The organism is Desulfovibrio sp. 7SRBS1, from assembly GCF_049723905.1.
In the GTDB taxonomy this organism is placed as follows: Bacteria; Desulfobacterota; Desulfovibrionia; order Desulfovibrionales; family Desulfovibrionaceae.
Genome location: NZ_JBJKFD010000001.1, coordinates 2,022,666 through 2,038,664 on the forward strand (window position 1 = coordinate 2,022,666; position 15,999 = coordinate 2,038,664).

Below are 15,999 nucleotides of genomic sequence, written 5' to 3' on the forward strand. Positions count from 1 at the left end.
ATCGCTGAGCAGAAGGCACGGCAAACCAGTCCCCCCCAAAAAAGGTGGGAGAACCGAAAAGACTCACCAACGGGAACCAACAAGCTATCACGCCTTTTTCAACATGATGAAAGAAGCACATCGAGCAGCTGCTCAAAAAAATGAGAGAGCAAGGCATGATGAAGATTCAAGACCGACGCGTATTTTCTTATACATGAGGATTTGAATTTTCCGAAACAACGCAGCTAACATGCCTTTTTCAGCCTTACCAGGAAGCAACATTATGCAGGCGGCTCAAAAAGGTGGGAGAGCAAGGCGTAAGAAAAATTCAAGGCCGACGCGTATTTCCTGATACGCGAGGATTTGAATTTTTCGAAACAACGCAGCTATCACGCCTTTTTCAGCCGCCTGCGACTTGACAAAACACCATACGGAAGAGCTAAATATATCTTTTAAATTGATCGTACGTATTTTTTGCCCCCTCCAACTCCAGCGACTCAACAACGGATCAAGCCATGGCCGCTTCCTCGCAGCAGATCATCCTCATTGTCGCACCCGACAAACAAGCGGGACTGCCTCTTGCCAAGTCGCTGAAAGCCCTGGGCAAAGATAACCTGGCGTTTGTACGGACCATGAGTTCCGCCATTGCCAAACTCCAGGAGGCCGATGTTTCCCTGGTTGTTGCGGACCAATCCGAAGGTTCGGTGGCCGCATTCAAACTGTTCCAGGGACTGCGTAAGGCCAAGCCGTACAAAAATCTTCCTTTTATCGGGGTTGTCGGTGCAGACGCGGCAAAACTCGTCAAGGCGGCAGCCAAAGACACTCACGCGCGCTTTATCACCAAACCGCTGGCTCAGGGCGCCATGCGCGGAGCCATTGGAGAACTGCTCAACGGCTCGTCCGACGCTCCCAGTCCTCCTCCCCACGCCGCCTCTCCCCTGCCAAATAAACCGTCCGACAAAAAACATTTTCGCACCCTGGAAGGGGGAATCGCCTGTCTGGAAGAGTGTGACGGCGCACAAGCCAAAACAATTTTCGAAAGCGTGCTCAAGGACCAGGGACCGTCCGCACTGGCCTACATGGGGCTTGCCAACGCGTTCCTGCTGCTGGGACAAAAAAACGGCTACAGAAGCGCCCTGGAACGGGCCGGAGAACTCGCCTCTCTGCCTGCTCCCGCGGTAAAGGCATCCGAGGCCCGGCCCACGGACGCACCAGCCTCGGCAGAAAAGCCGGAAGCGGAAGGGCAGTCCGACGGACTGCATGGAATCTGGCACAAGCTCAACCCCAAGGAACGCCGTCAAAAAGCCCACGACAACTTCACCCCGCGGCATGAAAACCGGGGGTCGCTCCGCCTGTTTGTTCCCGATTGGCAGGTGCGCCTGATCGACCACAAAATCGATCTGCAGGCCGTGGACCTGAGCGCAACGGGCATTTGTTTTGAAGCCACGCGGCCGCCTCTGGAAAAGGGGCAGACCATGAACGTGGAATTGATCAACCGGGGAGAGGTGGTCCTTTCCGGCATCAAGCTCCAGGTCATGCGCGTGGAAAAGACCACCATCGGCAGCAGCTTCCCCTCGCTCTCACGGCAACAGGAAAACACCCTCACCCACCTCATCACCGAGGAGCAGCGCAAGGGTGCACAGGTTGCCGACGAATTCGACATCAAGGGAAAAAAGGAAAAGAAAGTCATCAAACTTTCCTTTTGAGCCGTAGCCACCATCCCCCCTTGCCGCCCCAAATTTCACCAACCCGAATCAGCAAGGCGGTGGACCATGAACGAGAAAATTGCTCTTTTTGGATTCAACGGCGAGGCCATGTGCTTCGTACACGTCCTGCTCAACGCCCTGGACATGCATGACAAAGGAAACGACGTCCTCATCGTGGTCGAAGGGGCCAGCGTGAAGGCGCTGGTGGAGGTTGCCGCACAAGGCCATCCGTTCAATGCCCTGTATGCCAAGGCCCGGGAGGCCGGTCTGTTCGACGGAGCCTGCAAGGCATGTTCTGCCAAGATGGGCGTTCTGGACGCGGTGCAGGCCCTGGACATGCCCTTGCTGGCCGACATGAGCGGCCATCCGTCCATGGCCGCCTATATGGAACGGGGCTACAAAATCATCACCTTTTAAACCGCCCTGCCAAAGCACTCTCTTCTCCCCCGGAGCCTGCACACCATCCGGGGGAGTTCTTCTGTTCACCATTCTTCATTCACACATTTCCCGGCTTTTTCATTCTCCTTGTCTTTTGTTCCAGCTGGACATCCCACCATTGATATGGTCTATTTTATACAAAGATTTATTTGATACGTACGCCCACCAAGTACGGGTGTCGCCTTTACAATTTGCTTTGCTCAAGGGGTCGTTCAATGGACGATTACGCCTCCCAGATACTCAGCGTCATCCAGGAAGCGGTTTATGTCCGCGACAGGGATATGAATCTCCTGTTCATGAATCCTGCGGCCGAGGAACTGGCCGGTTGCACACAGGAAGAAGCCCGGGGTAAAAAATGCTGGGAGCTGTTTGGCGATCCCGCCCTTGCCTGCCGGACCGATTGTCCCGCCGCCCAGGTCATACGCTCGGGCCTCCCCGCCTCCCTTCTGTGGCGCACCATCCAGGCGTCGGATGGAAGCCTGCACGATATGACGGTTTCCATAACCCCCATACTGGAGAATGGAGAAGCCACATGCGCCGTCATGGTCATGGACGACCAGACCCTGCTGCTGAAGATGAAGGAAAATTTGCAGGAACGGCAGCACCAGCACGAAAAGGCGCAGGCCATTGCCCACCTGGGCCACTGGAAGTTGGATTTCAAAACCCGTCATCTCAGCTGGTCTGATGAGGTTGGCCGCATTTTCGGGTTTTCCCCGGACAGCTATGAAATGACCATAGAAACCTTTGTTCAGTCCATCCACCCCGAGGATCGGGAGATGGTCATCAACGCCTTCGAACAATCCGTGCAGAACAAAACCCACTATTGCATCACCCACCGGGTCGTCCGTCCCGACGGGAGCGTTGTCCATGTGCAGGAACAATGCGAAACCCACTACGACGAGCAGGGTACCCCGCTCCAGTCCCTGGGAACGGTGCAGGATATCACCGATCGAGTCCACACCGAACAGGAACTGCTCTTCGCCAGGCAACAGGCCGAAGCGGCCAACCACGTGAAATCCCAATTTCTGGCCAATATGAGCCATGAAATTCGCACCCCCATCAGCGGCATCATGGGCATGCTCCAACTTCTGGAAACAACGGACCTGGACGAAGAACAGCGCGAATTCATACGGCTGGGCATCGTGTCTTCCAAACGTCTTTCCCGGTTGCTCACCGACATTCTGGACATATCCCGCATCGAAGCCGGCAAAATCCGAATAAAAAAGGCTCCGTTCGACGTGCTGGAAACAACGCGCCAAGTCATCGAGCTGTTCCAACCCATGGCCGGACAGGCCGGAGTAAGCCTGCAGCTGAACATGGACAGCCGCCTGCAGAAACTGGACGAAAAAGTTCTGGGCGACGCCGTGCGCCTGCAACAGATTCTCACCAACATCCTGGGCAATGCCCTCAAGTTCACGACCACAGGCGGGGTGTCCCTGGATGTGTCTGCCGTGTCCGACACACAGCACAATACCCTGCGGATTCTCTTCTCCGTATCCGATACGGGATGCGGCATTCCCGACCAGACCCTGCACACCCTTTTCAAGCCATTCTCCCAGGGGCAGGAGGGGTTTTCCAGACAACACCAGGGGGCCGGACTGGGTCTTGCCATCACCAAAAATCTCGTGGAATTGATGGGCGGCGTCATGTCCGTGGAAAACGGCCCGGACAAAGGATGTACATTTCACATTTCCATCCCGTTTGCCTTGACGGACGCCGTCACAATGCAGAACAATGCGGCGCTGGACGAGAACAGCCCCCTGTTGAAGGGCCAGCGCATCCTTGTGGTGGAAGACGACCAGATAAGCAGTTTTGCCGCGCAAAAACATATTGAAATGGCCGGAGGCAACGTGACGGCTGTGGGGAACGGTCAAGAAGCTTTGCAAAGGCTGCGGAACGAACATTTCGATCTGGTGCTTATGGATGTGCAGATGCCGGTCATGGATGGCATGGAAACCACCAGGGCCATTCGCAACGGGCAGGCCGGGGGCGACAAGAAAGACATCCGCATCATTGCCATGACCGCCTTTGCAATGCCTGGCGACCGGGAACGCCTGCTGGCTTCCGGCATGGACGACTATTTGTCCAAACCCGTCAGCGTAGATGCGTTTCACAATGCCCTACGCAAGGTTTTTTACCCCCCTACGGCGTAGTTCCCATTCCGTTTCAATCCTGAAAAGAAGTTCGAAAATAAAAAATTAAAAAAAAGAACACACGGCTTGGATGTTTCCTTCGGACGGCTCGTATATACTCATGAAGACATGCCGGTCTTTCTCACTCGGATTCCCTAAAAGCTGTTTACAAACGGACTCGCAATACACGCTGTAGCGATCAGATCGGGAAGAAAAATGACTGACCTCAAAAGATGCCTAGAAGGAGACAAGCGGGCTTGGGACGCATTCGTGGACGAGCACACCAACGACATATACTGCACGGTGCTGCGAATCTTCCGCACCCGTGTTCCCTGCCCCGACCCGGCGGACGTTATGGACGTGACCCAAAACGTCTTTGTCCGCCTGGTAAAAAACGACTATAAGCTGCTGCGCAGCTACAATCCGGAAAAGGCGGGCATGCGGACGTGGCTCACCATCATAACCCGGAGCACGACCCTGGATTTTCTCAAAAGCGGATTTTACGGTGCACGGATCAAGCTGATAACGGACGAGGACGTGGAAGAACTGGGCCGCAACGATCCCCCCTGGCCCAAGGGAGTCGACATCCCCAAACAGCTTTTGACCCCTCGCCAGGAAATGGTCCTGCGCATGCTCTTCGAGGACGACTGCGGCACGGATGACGTAGCCAAGATACTCGGAGTGAATCGCCAGACAGTACGAAGCATCAAACATCAGGCCCTGACCAGGCTACGCGATCATTATTCTCCAGAATGTGCATAAACTTCGTACAAAAAGTGCCGATAGGAAGGTTCGGCAGGAATTTACGCTTGTTATAAAAAATTTCGTCAACCCCAAAGGAGTTGGTTCCATGGAAGGAACGAAGACACCAGGGAAGGATCTGCCCACTACGGACGACTGCATGGATTCAATGACCATGGCGTCCTACCTGGACGGAACACTGGATGAGGCACAGCAGGCCGCCTGTGAAGCACACTTTGCGACCTGCGCCGATTGCCGCCAAGCCTTGGCGGAACTGAACGGGCTGCTCAGCGATGAGTCCATTGTGGTGCCTTCTGTGGTACGTGAACGGGCAAAGCGCCTGGTGCAGCACAAGGAGGAGAACTCCTCGACAACAGAAACAGACAGCAAACCAGCATAGGGGAAACGCTTTCCCACCCCGTCCCGCCACAGCAGCGGGACAACGTGCCTGTCTCGCGCCTCTCCCCCATCTGCGGCGTCCGCCGCACAGCGCGAGAAATCTAAAGCACTTTTCCTGTTTCCCCCCACCATAAAGCCCGGCCAGGGCAGACACGCGGCGTGTTCCGCGCACGGACGAGTGCGCTCTTCCGCTCTCTCCTATGGCCTGGTTACGAATTTCCGAGTTGCCGACCGGCATGTCTTCGCGTGGCGATTACTTGGAACAGGGACGCAAAGGTCCTGTTCCACCAGCAACAACGCAGCGACGCGGAGGCAATTATGGCAACCGTTACCGACGTAACATCATATCTGAACGCACTTCAGCCCCCGGGCAAGACCACTCCGTCCAAGGACCTGGACAAGGACGATTTTCTTAAACTGTTCCTTACCCAGCTCTCACACCAGGATCCCCTTAATCCCATGGAGGACAAGGAGACCCTGGCCCAGCTCGCGCAATTCTCCAGCCTGGAGCAACTGGCCAATCTGAACAGCCAGATGACCAACATTGCCGAGGCTCTTACTGCACAGCAATTCCAGAATGCTTCCAACTACATAGGCAAGTCCGTATTGGCTTCCGGAAACCAGGTTGTCCTCGAAAAGGGCAAGGCCACGGACATCACCTATGCCATTGCCGAAGACGCCAAGGAAGTTACCGCCAATATCAAGGATAAGGACGGCAACATCGTGGATACCGTCAAGATTGGCCCCAAGGAAGCCGGACAATACGAATTTTCGTGGAACGGCCGGGGCTACAACGGCGCGACCATGTCCGACGGTACCTACACTGTGGAATTCACCGCCACGGACGAAAACGGCGGAGCGGTTCTGACCTCCACCCAGGTAGCCGGCAAGGTGGAAAGCGTGAGCATGTCAAAAGGCGGGGTGGTTCTGGAACTGGAAGACGGCCGCACCGTGGCACTGAACAACGTCTACACCATCACCAATGCCGACAAAACATCCAAGCCCGACGACAAGGCCGACAACGGCGACAAGAACAATACTGGTGACAAGGGCAATACTGGCGACACGGGCAAGACCGACGGTACGGACGACAACAAAGAAAGCAAGGCAGCATAGCCCTGCAAGGAGAGCAGCATGAGCATTACCGGCTCCATGTACAGCGGCATAAGCGGCCTGCGCACCCACAGCCAGGCCATGAGCGTCATCGGCAACAACCTGGCCAACCAAAGCACATACGGCTTTAAAGGGTCCAATACCCATTTTCAGGACCTTTTTTACGCATCCATAAGCACGGGCAGCGGGATTGGTCAGGTGGGCCAGGGTTCCCAGGTGGCGGCCATTATGAGCGACTTCGGCCAGGGCCCCAACGAAACCACCACCGCCGCCACAGACGTGTCCATCGGCGGCAAAGGATTTTTCGTAGTGAAAAATCCGGATACCAACGAATCCTTCTACACCCGTGCGGGCAACTTCCGCTTCGATAAGCAAGGAAACCTGATCGATACCCACGGGTATATCGTCCAGGGTTGGGAAGTGGAACCGGGATCGTCCGGCGGGCGGGTCCGCACGGTCGGTTCGGCCGGCAACATCAAGCTGGCCAACTTCCAGTCTCCGCCGCAGGCCACCAAGGCCGTGAACATGGTTATGAACCTCAACAGCAAGGACGATGACAAGTCCGCCGATCCAACAGACCCCTTCTTCTCCCTGCTCAAAAACTGGAACGGGCAGAAGGAACCACCATTGGCCTCCTCGCGCTATGCTGCCCAGAATACCATCAAGGTGTACGACGAAAACGGCACCTCGCATGACCTGACCGTCTACTTCGACCCGGTCAAGGACTCCTCCGTTACCAGCAACGCCGGTGGCCAGCAGGTGTGGGAATTCATCGTAACCGTACCGCCGAATGCGGACGGACGCGTACTGGGCGGCTCCAAGGTTTCCACAACCTCGGCAGCGGGCCTGGTCATGGCGGGCACCCTCACTTTCGACGCGGCAGGCAACATTACCGGCATGAGCGCCTTTACCCTTGGCTCCGGGGCAGGCGGCGACCTCAAGGGGCTCAACCAATGGACCCCGGCCAAATTCTCGGACAACGGACTGCCCGTGTTTACGGCCAACTTCTCCAAACTGAACGACGCCAGCACCACAAGTGCGCCCAACGCAACCAACATCGAACTGGATTTCGGCCTCAGAAACCAGGACACGACCGGAACAGGCTGGGCTGGTGCGGCCTCGAACGCCTCGGTGATTGGAACGACGGTGGCTTCCCTCAACAACTTCTCGCGGCCGCAAGTGGAAGGCCAGGCCAGCACCGCCTACGACGAGTCCGGTTCCACGGCCATTACCCAGACGCAGGACGGCTACGGCGCTGGTTTTCTGCAAAGCATCAGCATCAACAACGACGGCGTGATCACCGGCCATTATTCCAATGGTCAGGTCCTGGACCTGTACGCCCTCACCCTGGCCAACTTCAACAGCATGGAGGGGCTGAACCGGATCGGAGGCAACCTGTTCTCGGAAACACGCGAGTCCGGACCGGCCACCACCGGCCTGGCCGGAGTCGGTGGGCTGGGCACTGTTTCCTCCAACTCTTTAGAACAGTCCAACGTGGACACTGCGGAACAGATGGTCAAGATGATTACCACGCAGCGCGGTTTCCAGGCCAACAGCAAAATCATCACAACCGCTGACGCCATGCTTCAGGAAGTCATCCAGCTCAAGCGCTAACCACGCGCCTGGTGACTCCCGTTTCGCAGGAGATTCGTCATGATAAATATGCTGTACTCAATGGGCCTGTCGTCGCTGCTGAACACGCAATCTTCCATAAGCGTGCACAGCAACAACGTCAGCAATGTAAACGTGGAAGGATACCGACGTCGTTCGGTGGTGATGGAATCCAACAAAACCCTGGATATGGGGTTTGGTTCCGTTGGAACAGGTGCGTCCATCGCCAGCATCTACCGCAACCTGAGCACATACGTTGAGGAGCAGTACCTGGAACGACATGGGGAAGCCAGCAAATGGGGAACCCTTACTTCCCAGCTCAGCCAGACGGAACAATTGTTCAAGTCCACCGACGACTCCGGACTTGCGACAATTCTCGGTAAGTTCTGGGGGGCCTGGGGAACCGCGGCCTCGGATCAGGGGTCCTCGGGTTCCCTGGCCGCCCTTCTGGGCAAAGCAGACAGTCTGACCCAGCAGCTGAAGCTGATGCGTTCCGCCATGGACAGCCAGCAGCACCAGATTGACGAACAAATGCGTCAGGAAGTCGACGAGACCAACCGGATTCTGAGCGATCTGGCGTCGTTGAACAAATCCATAACCGCAAACCCGAACAACAACAGCCTGCTCGACACACGTGATGCACTCTTGCGCAACCTGACCGCAAAAATCGGCATCAAGACGCAGATTCAGGCCGACGGACAGGTAGCCGTAAGCACCACGAGCGGGCGCACCCTGATTTCGGGCAGCAAACACTATACCCTCAGCTTTGACGGGCCGAGCCGGGAAATAGGCCTCAGCCCCGGCTCGGCCTATGAAGGCGACATCTATTTTGAAGGCAGCAGTAACAGCGAGATAACCATCGACGTGCTGACCGACGGCCCTGCCGACGGCAGCGCGGGTGCAGCCACCTACCGCGTCTCCCTGGACGGCGGCAAGACCTGGCTGGAAAACAAGGACGGAACCCCCAAGGTCTTCACGGCAGGCTCTCAGGACGACAACACCACCGTAGACGGTGTCAGGATATGGTTCGGCAAATCCGGCGACAGTTCCGCCGCAGCCACCACCAACCTGAGCAAGGGGGACCGCTTTACCGTTGTTCCCAAATCCTCGGTCTACTGGAACAAGAACACTTCCACCAAAGAAAGCATTGCCCCCCACCCGCCCGACATGGCGGGCGGATCGGGCCGTGAAAGCGGCGGCAGCATTGTAGGTCTGCTGGCGACCCGGGACAGTTGTCTGGGAGAATACAAAAAGCAGCTGGACGCCATGGCGGAAAGTCTGGCCTGGGAAATCAACCGCCTCCATTCGCAGGGGGCGAGCGGGGCCCACCACAGCACCCTGCGCGGCCAGGAAAAAGCGCGCAGTACCAGCGCTGCCCTGGCCGATTCCGGCCTGTACTTTGCCGACAGGCTCACCGAAGGCAGCTTTGCCATTGCCCTGTACGACAGCACAACAGGCGAGGCCATGGGCAAGACGGCCATAGACTTCTCGTCCATTGTCCCGCCCGGAACGGCCACGTTCGACCCCACCCAGCACTCCATGGAGGATGTGCGCGACGCCATCAACGCATCCATGAGCGGCAACGTAACGGCGACCATAGAAAACAACGCCCTGGTCATCAGTGCAGGCAGCGGCGTCAAGTACGAGCTGGCCTCCGATACCTCTGGTCTGCTGGCCGGACTGGGCATCAACAACTTCTTCGACGGCCATTCCTGCGACGACCTGAGCGTTTCCCAGGACATCGTCAACACCCCGTCTGCCATCTGCGTAGGACACGTCAACGGCGCCGGGGAAATCAACGAAGGCGACGTGGATACGGCCAAGGCCATTGCCGCACTCGCCACCAAAGACGTGCTCTTTAAAGGGCCATATGCCGACCAGGAAACAACCTTTTCCGATTTTCTGGCCGGGCTGACATCCCAGGTGGGCACGGACGCATCCGGCGCCAAGTTTTCCTACCAGGCACAGCAGGCCCTGAGCCAGGACCTGTACACAAGGCAGGAATCCATCGGCGGCGTCAACATGGATGAGGAGATGGCCAAGCTTCTCCAACTCAACAAGAACTACGCGGCCGCCTCGCGCCTTATCCAGACGGCCTCGGACATGTTCGACACCATACTTGCGCTCAAGTAGGCGTCGGCAGAGCAAGGAGTTTCCCATGCGCGTAAGCCAAAACATGTTGTACTATAATTCGATAAACAACATGAACAAGTCCCTTGCCGAAATGATGCGGCTCAACGAAATGGGCTACTCTCAAAAACGCATCAACAGCCCGTCCGACGACCCGGCGGGCGCGGCCATTGCCGTGGCTCTGCGTTCGCAGGGCATGCGGCTGGAAGACTATCAGGACAACATCAAGGCGGCGAAGGGTTGGCTCACGCTGGGCGACTCCACTCTGTCGCAAGCCAGTACCCTGATTGCGAGCATCAAGGCCAAGGCGCAACAGGCCTCCAACGATACCGTGACTGCGGATCAGCGCCTTATAACGGCCGACGAGGTGCGCCAATTCCTTGATGAAATGCTCGCCCTGTCCAACACCGAATATGTGGGCAAATCCATCTTTGCGGGGCACAAAACAGACTCCAACGCCTACGAAAAGGCGCTCAGCGCCACCAGCCTGGACGAATCCATCCCCGGATCGGCCGTGGAAATGGTACAGGGAGATGCAAAACGTTCTGTGAAGGTGGAGTTTTTGGACTCGGGCACGGTGGGAGGCGCTACCGACCTGCAATACCGCTACTCCAAGGACGGCGGAAAGACCTGGACCACCGCCACCCTGCCCGCGGGTTCCCGAACCCTCGACTGCGGCGGGGCCGATCTTACCCTGGCCGACGGAACAGCTGCCACCGGTCGTGCCGGAGACACCGATGGTTCGGCGTTCATCATCCGGCCCACCGCCCAATACATGGGGGACGACCAGGACGATGTGTCCGTAGAGAAATACGGGGCAGCGGACATCAATGCCAAGGCCGAGGGAAACTTTCGGACCGGCACTGTGGTCCGGGTGGATGCCAACGCCACCCTGCCCGGTCCCGTACAATATTCCTACAGTCTGGACGGCGGCGATACATGGGTAAGCGGGCTCACTTCCAGCAACGGACGGCTGGCTGTGCCGGGGGGCACCCTGGAACTGACTCCCGACACGGGCAACACCCTCAGCGCCGGTGACCAATTCACTCTGGATCAGCGCGAAGCGCGCATCAATATCAATATTTCACGTGACAGTGAGGTGGAGGTGAACAACGTGGGCAAGGACATATTCGGCGGACTGTATCAGGAACCCGGCGCAAGCCACCCCAGTGCAAATCCAGACAAGGGCAACCTCTTTGAAACCATCGGCGAGCTTATCGGCTACCTGGAAACCAACGATAGAGACGGCATAGCCGACTGCCTGGACAAGCTGCAGGACGCACACGAGACACTGCTTTCCGGCGCGGCAAGCACCGGAGCACGCCTGGACCGTCTGACCAACAGCGCCTATGCCCTGGGAATCCAGGCCGACAACACAACCACCAGTCTCTCCGGGGTTGAAGATGCAGACCTTTTTAAACTGACTGCGGATACTGCCAGGGCACAGGTTATTTACAGCACGGTGCTCAAGACCACCTCCCAAATAATGAATCTGTCCATTCTCAACTACCTCTAACCGCAGGGGGAGAGAAGTTCGGGAGAAAACCCGACAGAGCCCTTAAGGGGCCCCAGCAGAGCCTGTATTGCGAGGCTTCCGGCAGCACTGTTCGCGAATAGCGAGTATGCCGGGAGCCTTTGCTTTTTTGGGAGGGAGGAGGAAAAAGGACACCCAGTTGGTCGGCAGCCAGCTTTGGGCGGTTTATCCCCGCGTGCGCGGGGAACTGATAGCGCCTTTTCAGCATCAATATTCCGAGAAATAAAGAGGAGGTGGGCAGCAAAGAAGGCATGGTGTCCCTTTCCTTGTCTACCAAGCACAGTTTCGTCGAATTATCCGGAAACAGTGGGGAAACCCGGTCAACGCGCCCGGTTTCCCCGGTTGTTTCCGGAACCTTCCCCTCCCTTTCCGACACGAAAGGGCCGCAGATTTCTGTTAGGTATTCTTGGCCGCCTCTTTGAACCAAGACAGGCGAGGTAAAACCCTTGCGCCATAATTTCCCCAGCAGCATTCCAAGCCCACTGCCGCAGGTACGCCACGAAGCGTGGCGAGGACACCGCAAGTGGTGGTGCTTCGCTTGAAGCACGCCCAACAAACTTATCCCCGCGTGCGCGGGGAACCCCCAGACCGGGAGGCGCTCTGATTCATGGCGCTCGGTTCATCCCCGCATGCGCGGGGAACACTCTATCGTCAAAAAATGGGTTTGGATTATTGGCGGTTCATCCCCGCGTGCGCGGGGAACACTTGGGACGGCGACGGCGACCTGGGCGACCAATCGGTTCATCCCCGCGTGCGCGGGGAACACCTGCCATCCACCAATGCACAAGACGTACAGATCGGTTCATCCCCGCGTGCGCGGGGAACACGGAGTCCCCGGCATAGTCCGGATTTCTCATTTGCGGTTCATCCCCGCATGCGCGGGGAACACGTAAAATCCTATGTTTTGCAAGTGTCTCATGTCGGTTCATCCCCGCATGCGCGGGGAACACAAGAAATGGAGCAGGAAAAACTCAAAAACCTTCGGTTCATCCCCGCATGCGCGGGGAACACTCTTCCACAAAAAACCTACCATTACAGACATCTGCGTGCATTGCAAAATTCTACCAACTTTTTCATCAATTATATCAAAGAGCTACAGAAGGAACAATTTGTCTACAATCTCAATGAGTTATATTTGGTACTTTTATTTGCCGTATTTTTACATCATTTCCCAATAATTAAAAAGGACAAGAAATCCCATTTTTACCCCACTGCCGCAGGTACGCCACGAAGCGTGGCGAGACCCCGCCATTGATGGGTGTGGCGATCAAGGCACATCCCCTAAATTCATCCCCACAAATAATATGCCTTCATAAAAAATGCGCTCACCTTTTAGTCACCGAAAAGCCCCTGGTCCCCAGCCTCCCCGCGGCAGTGTAAGTTTTGTTCCTGCCGAGGCGCAAAGTGATGTTTGGAGACGCGGATAGGAGTAAACCTCCATCCCGGCGCCAAACATTGCTTTGCAACGAAGGCAGGGAGAAAAATCGCGCTGCCGCCCCCACCCACATTGCACTGCCGCCATCCATCCCCCCAACAGCAGTTTCATTAGACAGTGGAGGATAAATCGCTTATGGAGAGTGGTTCATTTGGACTGCGCCTACAGGGGCTTGCCTCTCTTTGCAACGCAGAGCCACACATCCAGGATACCATGAAAAACATACGCAATTTCAGCATTATAGCACATATCGACCACGGCAAATCCACCTTGGCGGACCGTATTCTCGAAATTACCGGTTTGGTTTCAGATCGGCAACGGAGAGAACAGTATCTGGACCGCATGGATCTGGAACGGGAACGTGGCATCACCATCAAGGCCCAGAGCGTGCGCATTCCGTACAAGGCCAAGGACGGTCAGGAATACATTCTGAACCTGATCGACACGCCGGGCCACGTTGACTTTTCCTATGAGGTTTCCAGGTCGCTTTCCGCCTGCGAAGGCGCGCTGCTGGTAGTGGACGCCACCCAGGGCGTGGAAGCGCAGACCCTGGCCAACGTGTATCTGGCCCTGGACCACGATCTGGAAATCATCCCCGTACTGAACAAGATCGACCTGCCCAGCGCACACCCGGACGAGGTTGCCCACGAAATCGAGGAAGCCATTGGTCTGGATTGTACAGACTACCTGGCTGTCAGCGCCAAAAGCGGCCAAAACGTGGACAAGGTGCTGGAACGCATTGTCCGCGATCTTCCGCCGCCAATCGGTGACGCAAACGCCCCGCTCAAGGCCCTTATTTTCGATTCCTGGTACGATACCTACCAGGGCGTTGTGGTCCTGTTCCGCATCATCGACGGCAGCATCAAGCCGGGCCAGAAGATCATGATGTACTCCACCAAGGCGGAGTTCGACGTGACCGATCTGGGCGTGTTTTCCCCGGATGCCCTCAAGGTGAAGGAACTGGGCCCCGGTGAGGTCGGCTTTCTTACGGCCAGCATCAAGGAACTTTCCCAGGCCAAGGTGGGCGACACCATAACGGTTCCGGGCAAATCGGCACAGACGCCGTGCCCCGGCTTCCAGGAAGTAAAGCCCATGGTCTTCTGCGGCCTGTATCCCGTGGAACCCGCGGAATACGAGCTGCTCAAGGGCGCTCTGGAAAAACTGCAGCTGAACGACGCCGCCTTTTCCTACGAGCCGGAAACGTCCCAGGCCTTGGGATTCGGCTTCCGCTGCGGTTTTCTGGGCCTGCTGCACATGGAGATCATTCAGGAACGGCTGGAACGCGAATTCCAGGCCAAACTGATAGCCACTGCGCCCAGCGTCATCTACAAGGTGGAAACAACCGCAGGCGTAACCGAGCTGATCGACAACCCCAGCAAACTGCCCGACCCGCAATACATCAACTCGGTGGCCGAACCGTACGTGCGCATGGAAATCCACGTGCCCAACGAATACGTCGGCGGCGTGCTCAAGCTGTGCGAAGAAAAACGCGGCATTCAAAAGGACATGAAATACCTCACGTCCACCCGCGTCATCATCACCTACGAGCTGCCCTTTGCGGAAATCGTCTTCGACTTTTTCGACAAACTCAAATCCATCACCAGGGGCTATGCCTCCATGGATTACGAAGTGGTGGACTTCCGCGTTTCCGACATGGTCAAGCTGGACATCCTGATCAACGGGGACAAGGTCGACGCCATGTCCACCATCGTGCACCGGGAAAACTCCGCCCGCATCGGACGAAGCCTTGCCCTGCGCCTCAAGCGGGCCATTCCGCGCCAGCTTTTCGAAGTCATCATCCAGGCTGCCATTGGCAACAAGATCATTGCCCGCGAGCGTAACGCCCCGCTGCGCAAGAACGTTACCGCCAAATGCTATGGCGGCGACATCACGCGTAAGCGCAAGCTTTTGGAAAAGCAGAAGGAAGGCAAAAAGCGGATGAAGAAGATGGGCAACGTGGAAGTGCCCCAGGAAGCTTTTCTGGCCGCCCTCCAAACCAGCGACGACGACTAAAAACACGCATTTCCCCTCAAGGAAAAACATAATGAATCCCAAATTTGTCAACATGCTGAAAGAAACTACGGAAGCCCTTATCATTGCCATTGTCCTGGCGCTCTTCATCCGGGGCTTTGTGGTGCAGGCTTTCAAGATTCCCTCCGGTTCCATGCTGGAGACACTCCAGATCGGTGACCATCTGCTGGTGAACAAGTTCATCTACGGCATCAAGATACCCTTTACCGATATCAACCTGATAGACATTACCAAGCCCAAAGACGGGGACATCGTCGTCTTCCGGTACCCTGGCGACCCTTCCATCGATTACATCAAGCGCGTCATGGGTTCGCCCGGCGACACCATCGAAATCCGGAACAAGCGGGTCTACAGAAACGGAGAACTGCTTGAGGAACCCTATGTGAACTACGCAGCCATGGACCCGTACGTGCGGCCCATCGTGGTGGACGGACCTCCCGACGGCCCCGGCGGACTGCCCGCCTGCCCCGGACGCGACAACATCAAGAAGTTCACGGTGCCCGAAGGCAAATATTTTATGATGGGCGACAACCGCGACCACTCGTCCGACTCCCGTTGCTGGGGATTTGTGGACCGCTCCGCCATCATCGGCAAGGCCTGGATCATCTACTGGTCTTGGGAAGGCCCCACGTTCATCCGCTGGAACAGGATAGGCCGAATTCTGCACTAAACGCAGCGAACCGACTCTTCCTTTGGAACGCCATCAGAAACGTCTCTTGTTTGCGCAAGAGGCGTTTTTTAATTCGCCAC

At 56.7% G+C, this 15,999-nt stretch carries 11 protein-coding genes and 1 CRISPR repeat array; all 11 genes read left to right on the forward strand.

What is annotated here, in order from left to right:
- Positions 1–494 precede the first annotated feature (494 nt).
- The 11 genes from ACI0FJ_RS09345 (at position 495) to lepB (ending at position 15,919) form a co-directional block, all read left to right on the forward strand.
- A complete protein-coding gene (locus ACI0FJ_RS09345) occupies positions 495–1,685 on the forward strand; it encodes a PilZ domain-containing protein (protein WP_424302242.1) in 1,191 nt (396 codons plus the stop codon).
- 66 nt (positions 1,686–1,751) lie between these two features.
- Positions 1,752–2,102, forward strand: a complete 351-nt coding sequence (locus ACI0FJ_RS09350; RefSeq protein WP_424302244.1) for a DsrE family protein — start codon at positions 1,752–1,754, stop codon at positions 2,100–2,102.
- A gap of 236 nt (positions 2,103–2,338) precedes the next feature.
- Positions 2,339–4,276 (forward strand): ATP-binding protein, encoded by a 1,938-nt coding sequence (locus ACI0FJ_RS09355; RefSeq protein WP_424302247.1) that lies wholly within the window; start codon positions 2,339–2,341, stop codon positions 4,274–4,276.
- A gap of 195 nt (positions 4,277–4,471) precedes the next feature.
- Entirely contained in the window at positions 4,472–5,017 is a 546-nt protein-coding gene (locus tag ACI0FJ_RS09360) for an RNA polymerase sigma factor (protein WP_424302250.1), read from the forward strand.
- An 88-nt stretch (positions 5,018–5,105) separates the two neighbouring features.
- Positions 5,106–5,396, forward strand: coding sequence for an anti-sigma factor family protein (locus ACI0FJ_RS09365; RefSeq protein ID WP_424302253.1), 291 nt, complete (start codon positions 5,106–5,108; stop codon positions 5,394–5,396).
- Between the two features lie 317 nt (positions 5,397–5,713).
- The gene (locus ACI0FJ_RS09370; RefSeq protein ID WP_424302256.1) at positions 5,714–6,511 is read left to right on the forward strand and encodes a flagellar hook assembly protein FlgD; all 798 of its coding nucleotides are present in this window, start codon (positions 5,714–5,716) and stop codon (positions 6,509–6,511) included.
- Positions 6,512–6,529: 18 nt separating this feature from the next.
- Complete coding sequence (locus ACI0FJ_RS09375; RefSeq protein WP_424302259.1) at positions 6,530–8,122, forward strand: flagellar hook protein FlgE; 1,593 nt, start codon at positions 6,530–6,532, stop codon at positions 8,120–8,122.
- Between the two features lie 39 nt (positions 8,123–8,161).
- Positions 8,162–10,252 (forward strand): flagellar hook-associated protein FlgK, encoded by a 2,091-nt coding sequence (gene flgK, locus ACI0FJ_RS09380; RefSeq protein WP_424302262.1) that lies wholly within the window; start codon positions 8,162–8,164, stop codon positions 10,250–10,252.
- Between the two features lie 25 nt (positions 10,253–10,277).
- A complete protein-coding gene (flgL, locus tag ACI0FJ_RS09385) occupies positions 10,278–11,765 on the forward strand; it encodes a flagellar hook-associated protein FlgL (RefSeq protein WP_424302265.1) in 1,488 nt (495 codons plus the stop codon).
- A gap of 633 nt (positions 11,766–12,398) precedes the next feature.
- Positions 12,399–12,794: a CRISPR direct-repeat array (repeat unit 29 nt; unit sequence CGGTTCATCCCCGCATGCGCGGGGAACAC).
- Positions 12,795–13,431: 637 nt separating this feature from the next.
- Complete coding sequence (gene lepA / locus ACI0FJ_RS09390; RefSeq protein ID WP_424302268.1) at positions 13,432–15,231, forward strand: translation elongation factor 4; 1,800 nt, start codon at positions 13,432–13,434, stop codon at positions 15,229–15,231.
- Positions 15,232–15,262: 31 nt separating this feature from the next.
- Positions 15,263–15,919, forward strand: a complete 657-nt coding sequence (gene lepB, locus ACI0FJ_RS09395; RefSeq protein WP_424302271.1) for a signal peptidase I — start codon at positions 15,263–15,265, stop codon at positions 15,917–15,919.
- The last annotated feature ends 80 nt before the right edge of the window (positions 15,920–15,999 follow it).

What these genes read in the sequence shown, in the direction of transcription:
- ACI0FJ_RS09345 (WP_424302242.1), top strand. Translation starts at nt 495, where the DNA reads ATGGCCGCTTCCTCGCAGCAGATCATCCTCATTGTCGCACCCGACAAA.
- ACI0FJ_RS09350 (WP_424302244.1), top strand. Translation starts at nt 1,752, where the DNA reads ATGAACGAGAAAATTGCTCTTTTTGGATTCAACGGCGAGGCCATGTGC.
- ACI0FJ_RS09355 (WP_424302247.1), top strand. Translation starts at nt 2,339, where the DNA reads ATGGACGATTACGCCTCCCAGATACTCAGCGTCATCCAGGAAGCGGTT.
- ACI0FJ_RS09360 (WP_424302250.1), top strand. Translation starts at nt 4,472, where the DNA reads ATGACTGACCTCAAAAGATGCCTAGAAGGAGACAAGCGGGCTTGGGAC.
- ACI0FJ_RS09365 (WP_424302253.1), top strand. Translation starts at nt 5,106, where the DNA reads ATGGAAGGAACGAAGACACCAGGGAAGGATCTGCCCACTACGGACGAC.
- ACI0FJ_RS09370 (WP_424302256.1), top strand. Translation starts at nt 5,714, where the DNA reads ATGGCAACCGTTACCGACGTAACATCATATCTGAACGCACTTCAGCCC.
- ACI0FJ_RS09375 (WP_424302259.1), top strand. Translation starts at nt 6,530, where the DNA reads ATGAGCATTACCGGCTCCATGTACAGCGGCATAAGCGGCCTGCGCACC.
- flgK (WP_424302262.1), top strand. Translation starts at nt 8,162, where the DNA reads ATGATAAATATGCTGTACTCAATGGGCCTGTCGTCGCTGCTGAACACG.
- flgL (WP_424302265.1), top strand. Translation starts at nt 10,278, where the DNA reads ATGCGCGTAAGCCAAAACATGTTGTACTATAATTCGATAAACAACATG.
- lepA (WP_424302268.1), top strand. Translation starts at nt 13,432, where the DNA reads ATGAAAAACATACGCAATTTCAGCATTATAGCACATATCGACCACGGC.
- lepB (WP_424302271.1), top strand. Translation starts at nt 15,263, where the DNA reads ATGAATCCCAAATTTGTCAACATGCTGAAAGAAACTACGGAAGCCCTT.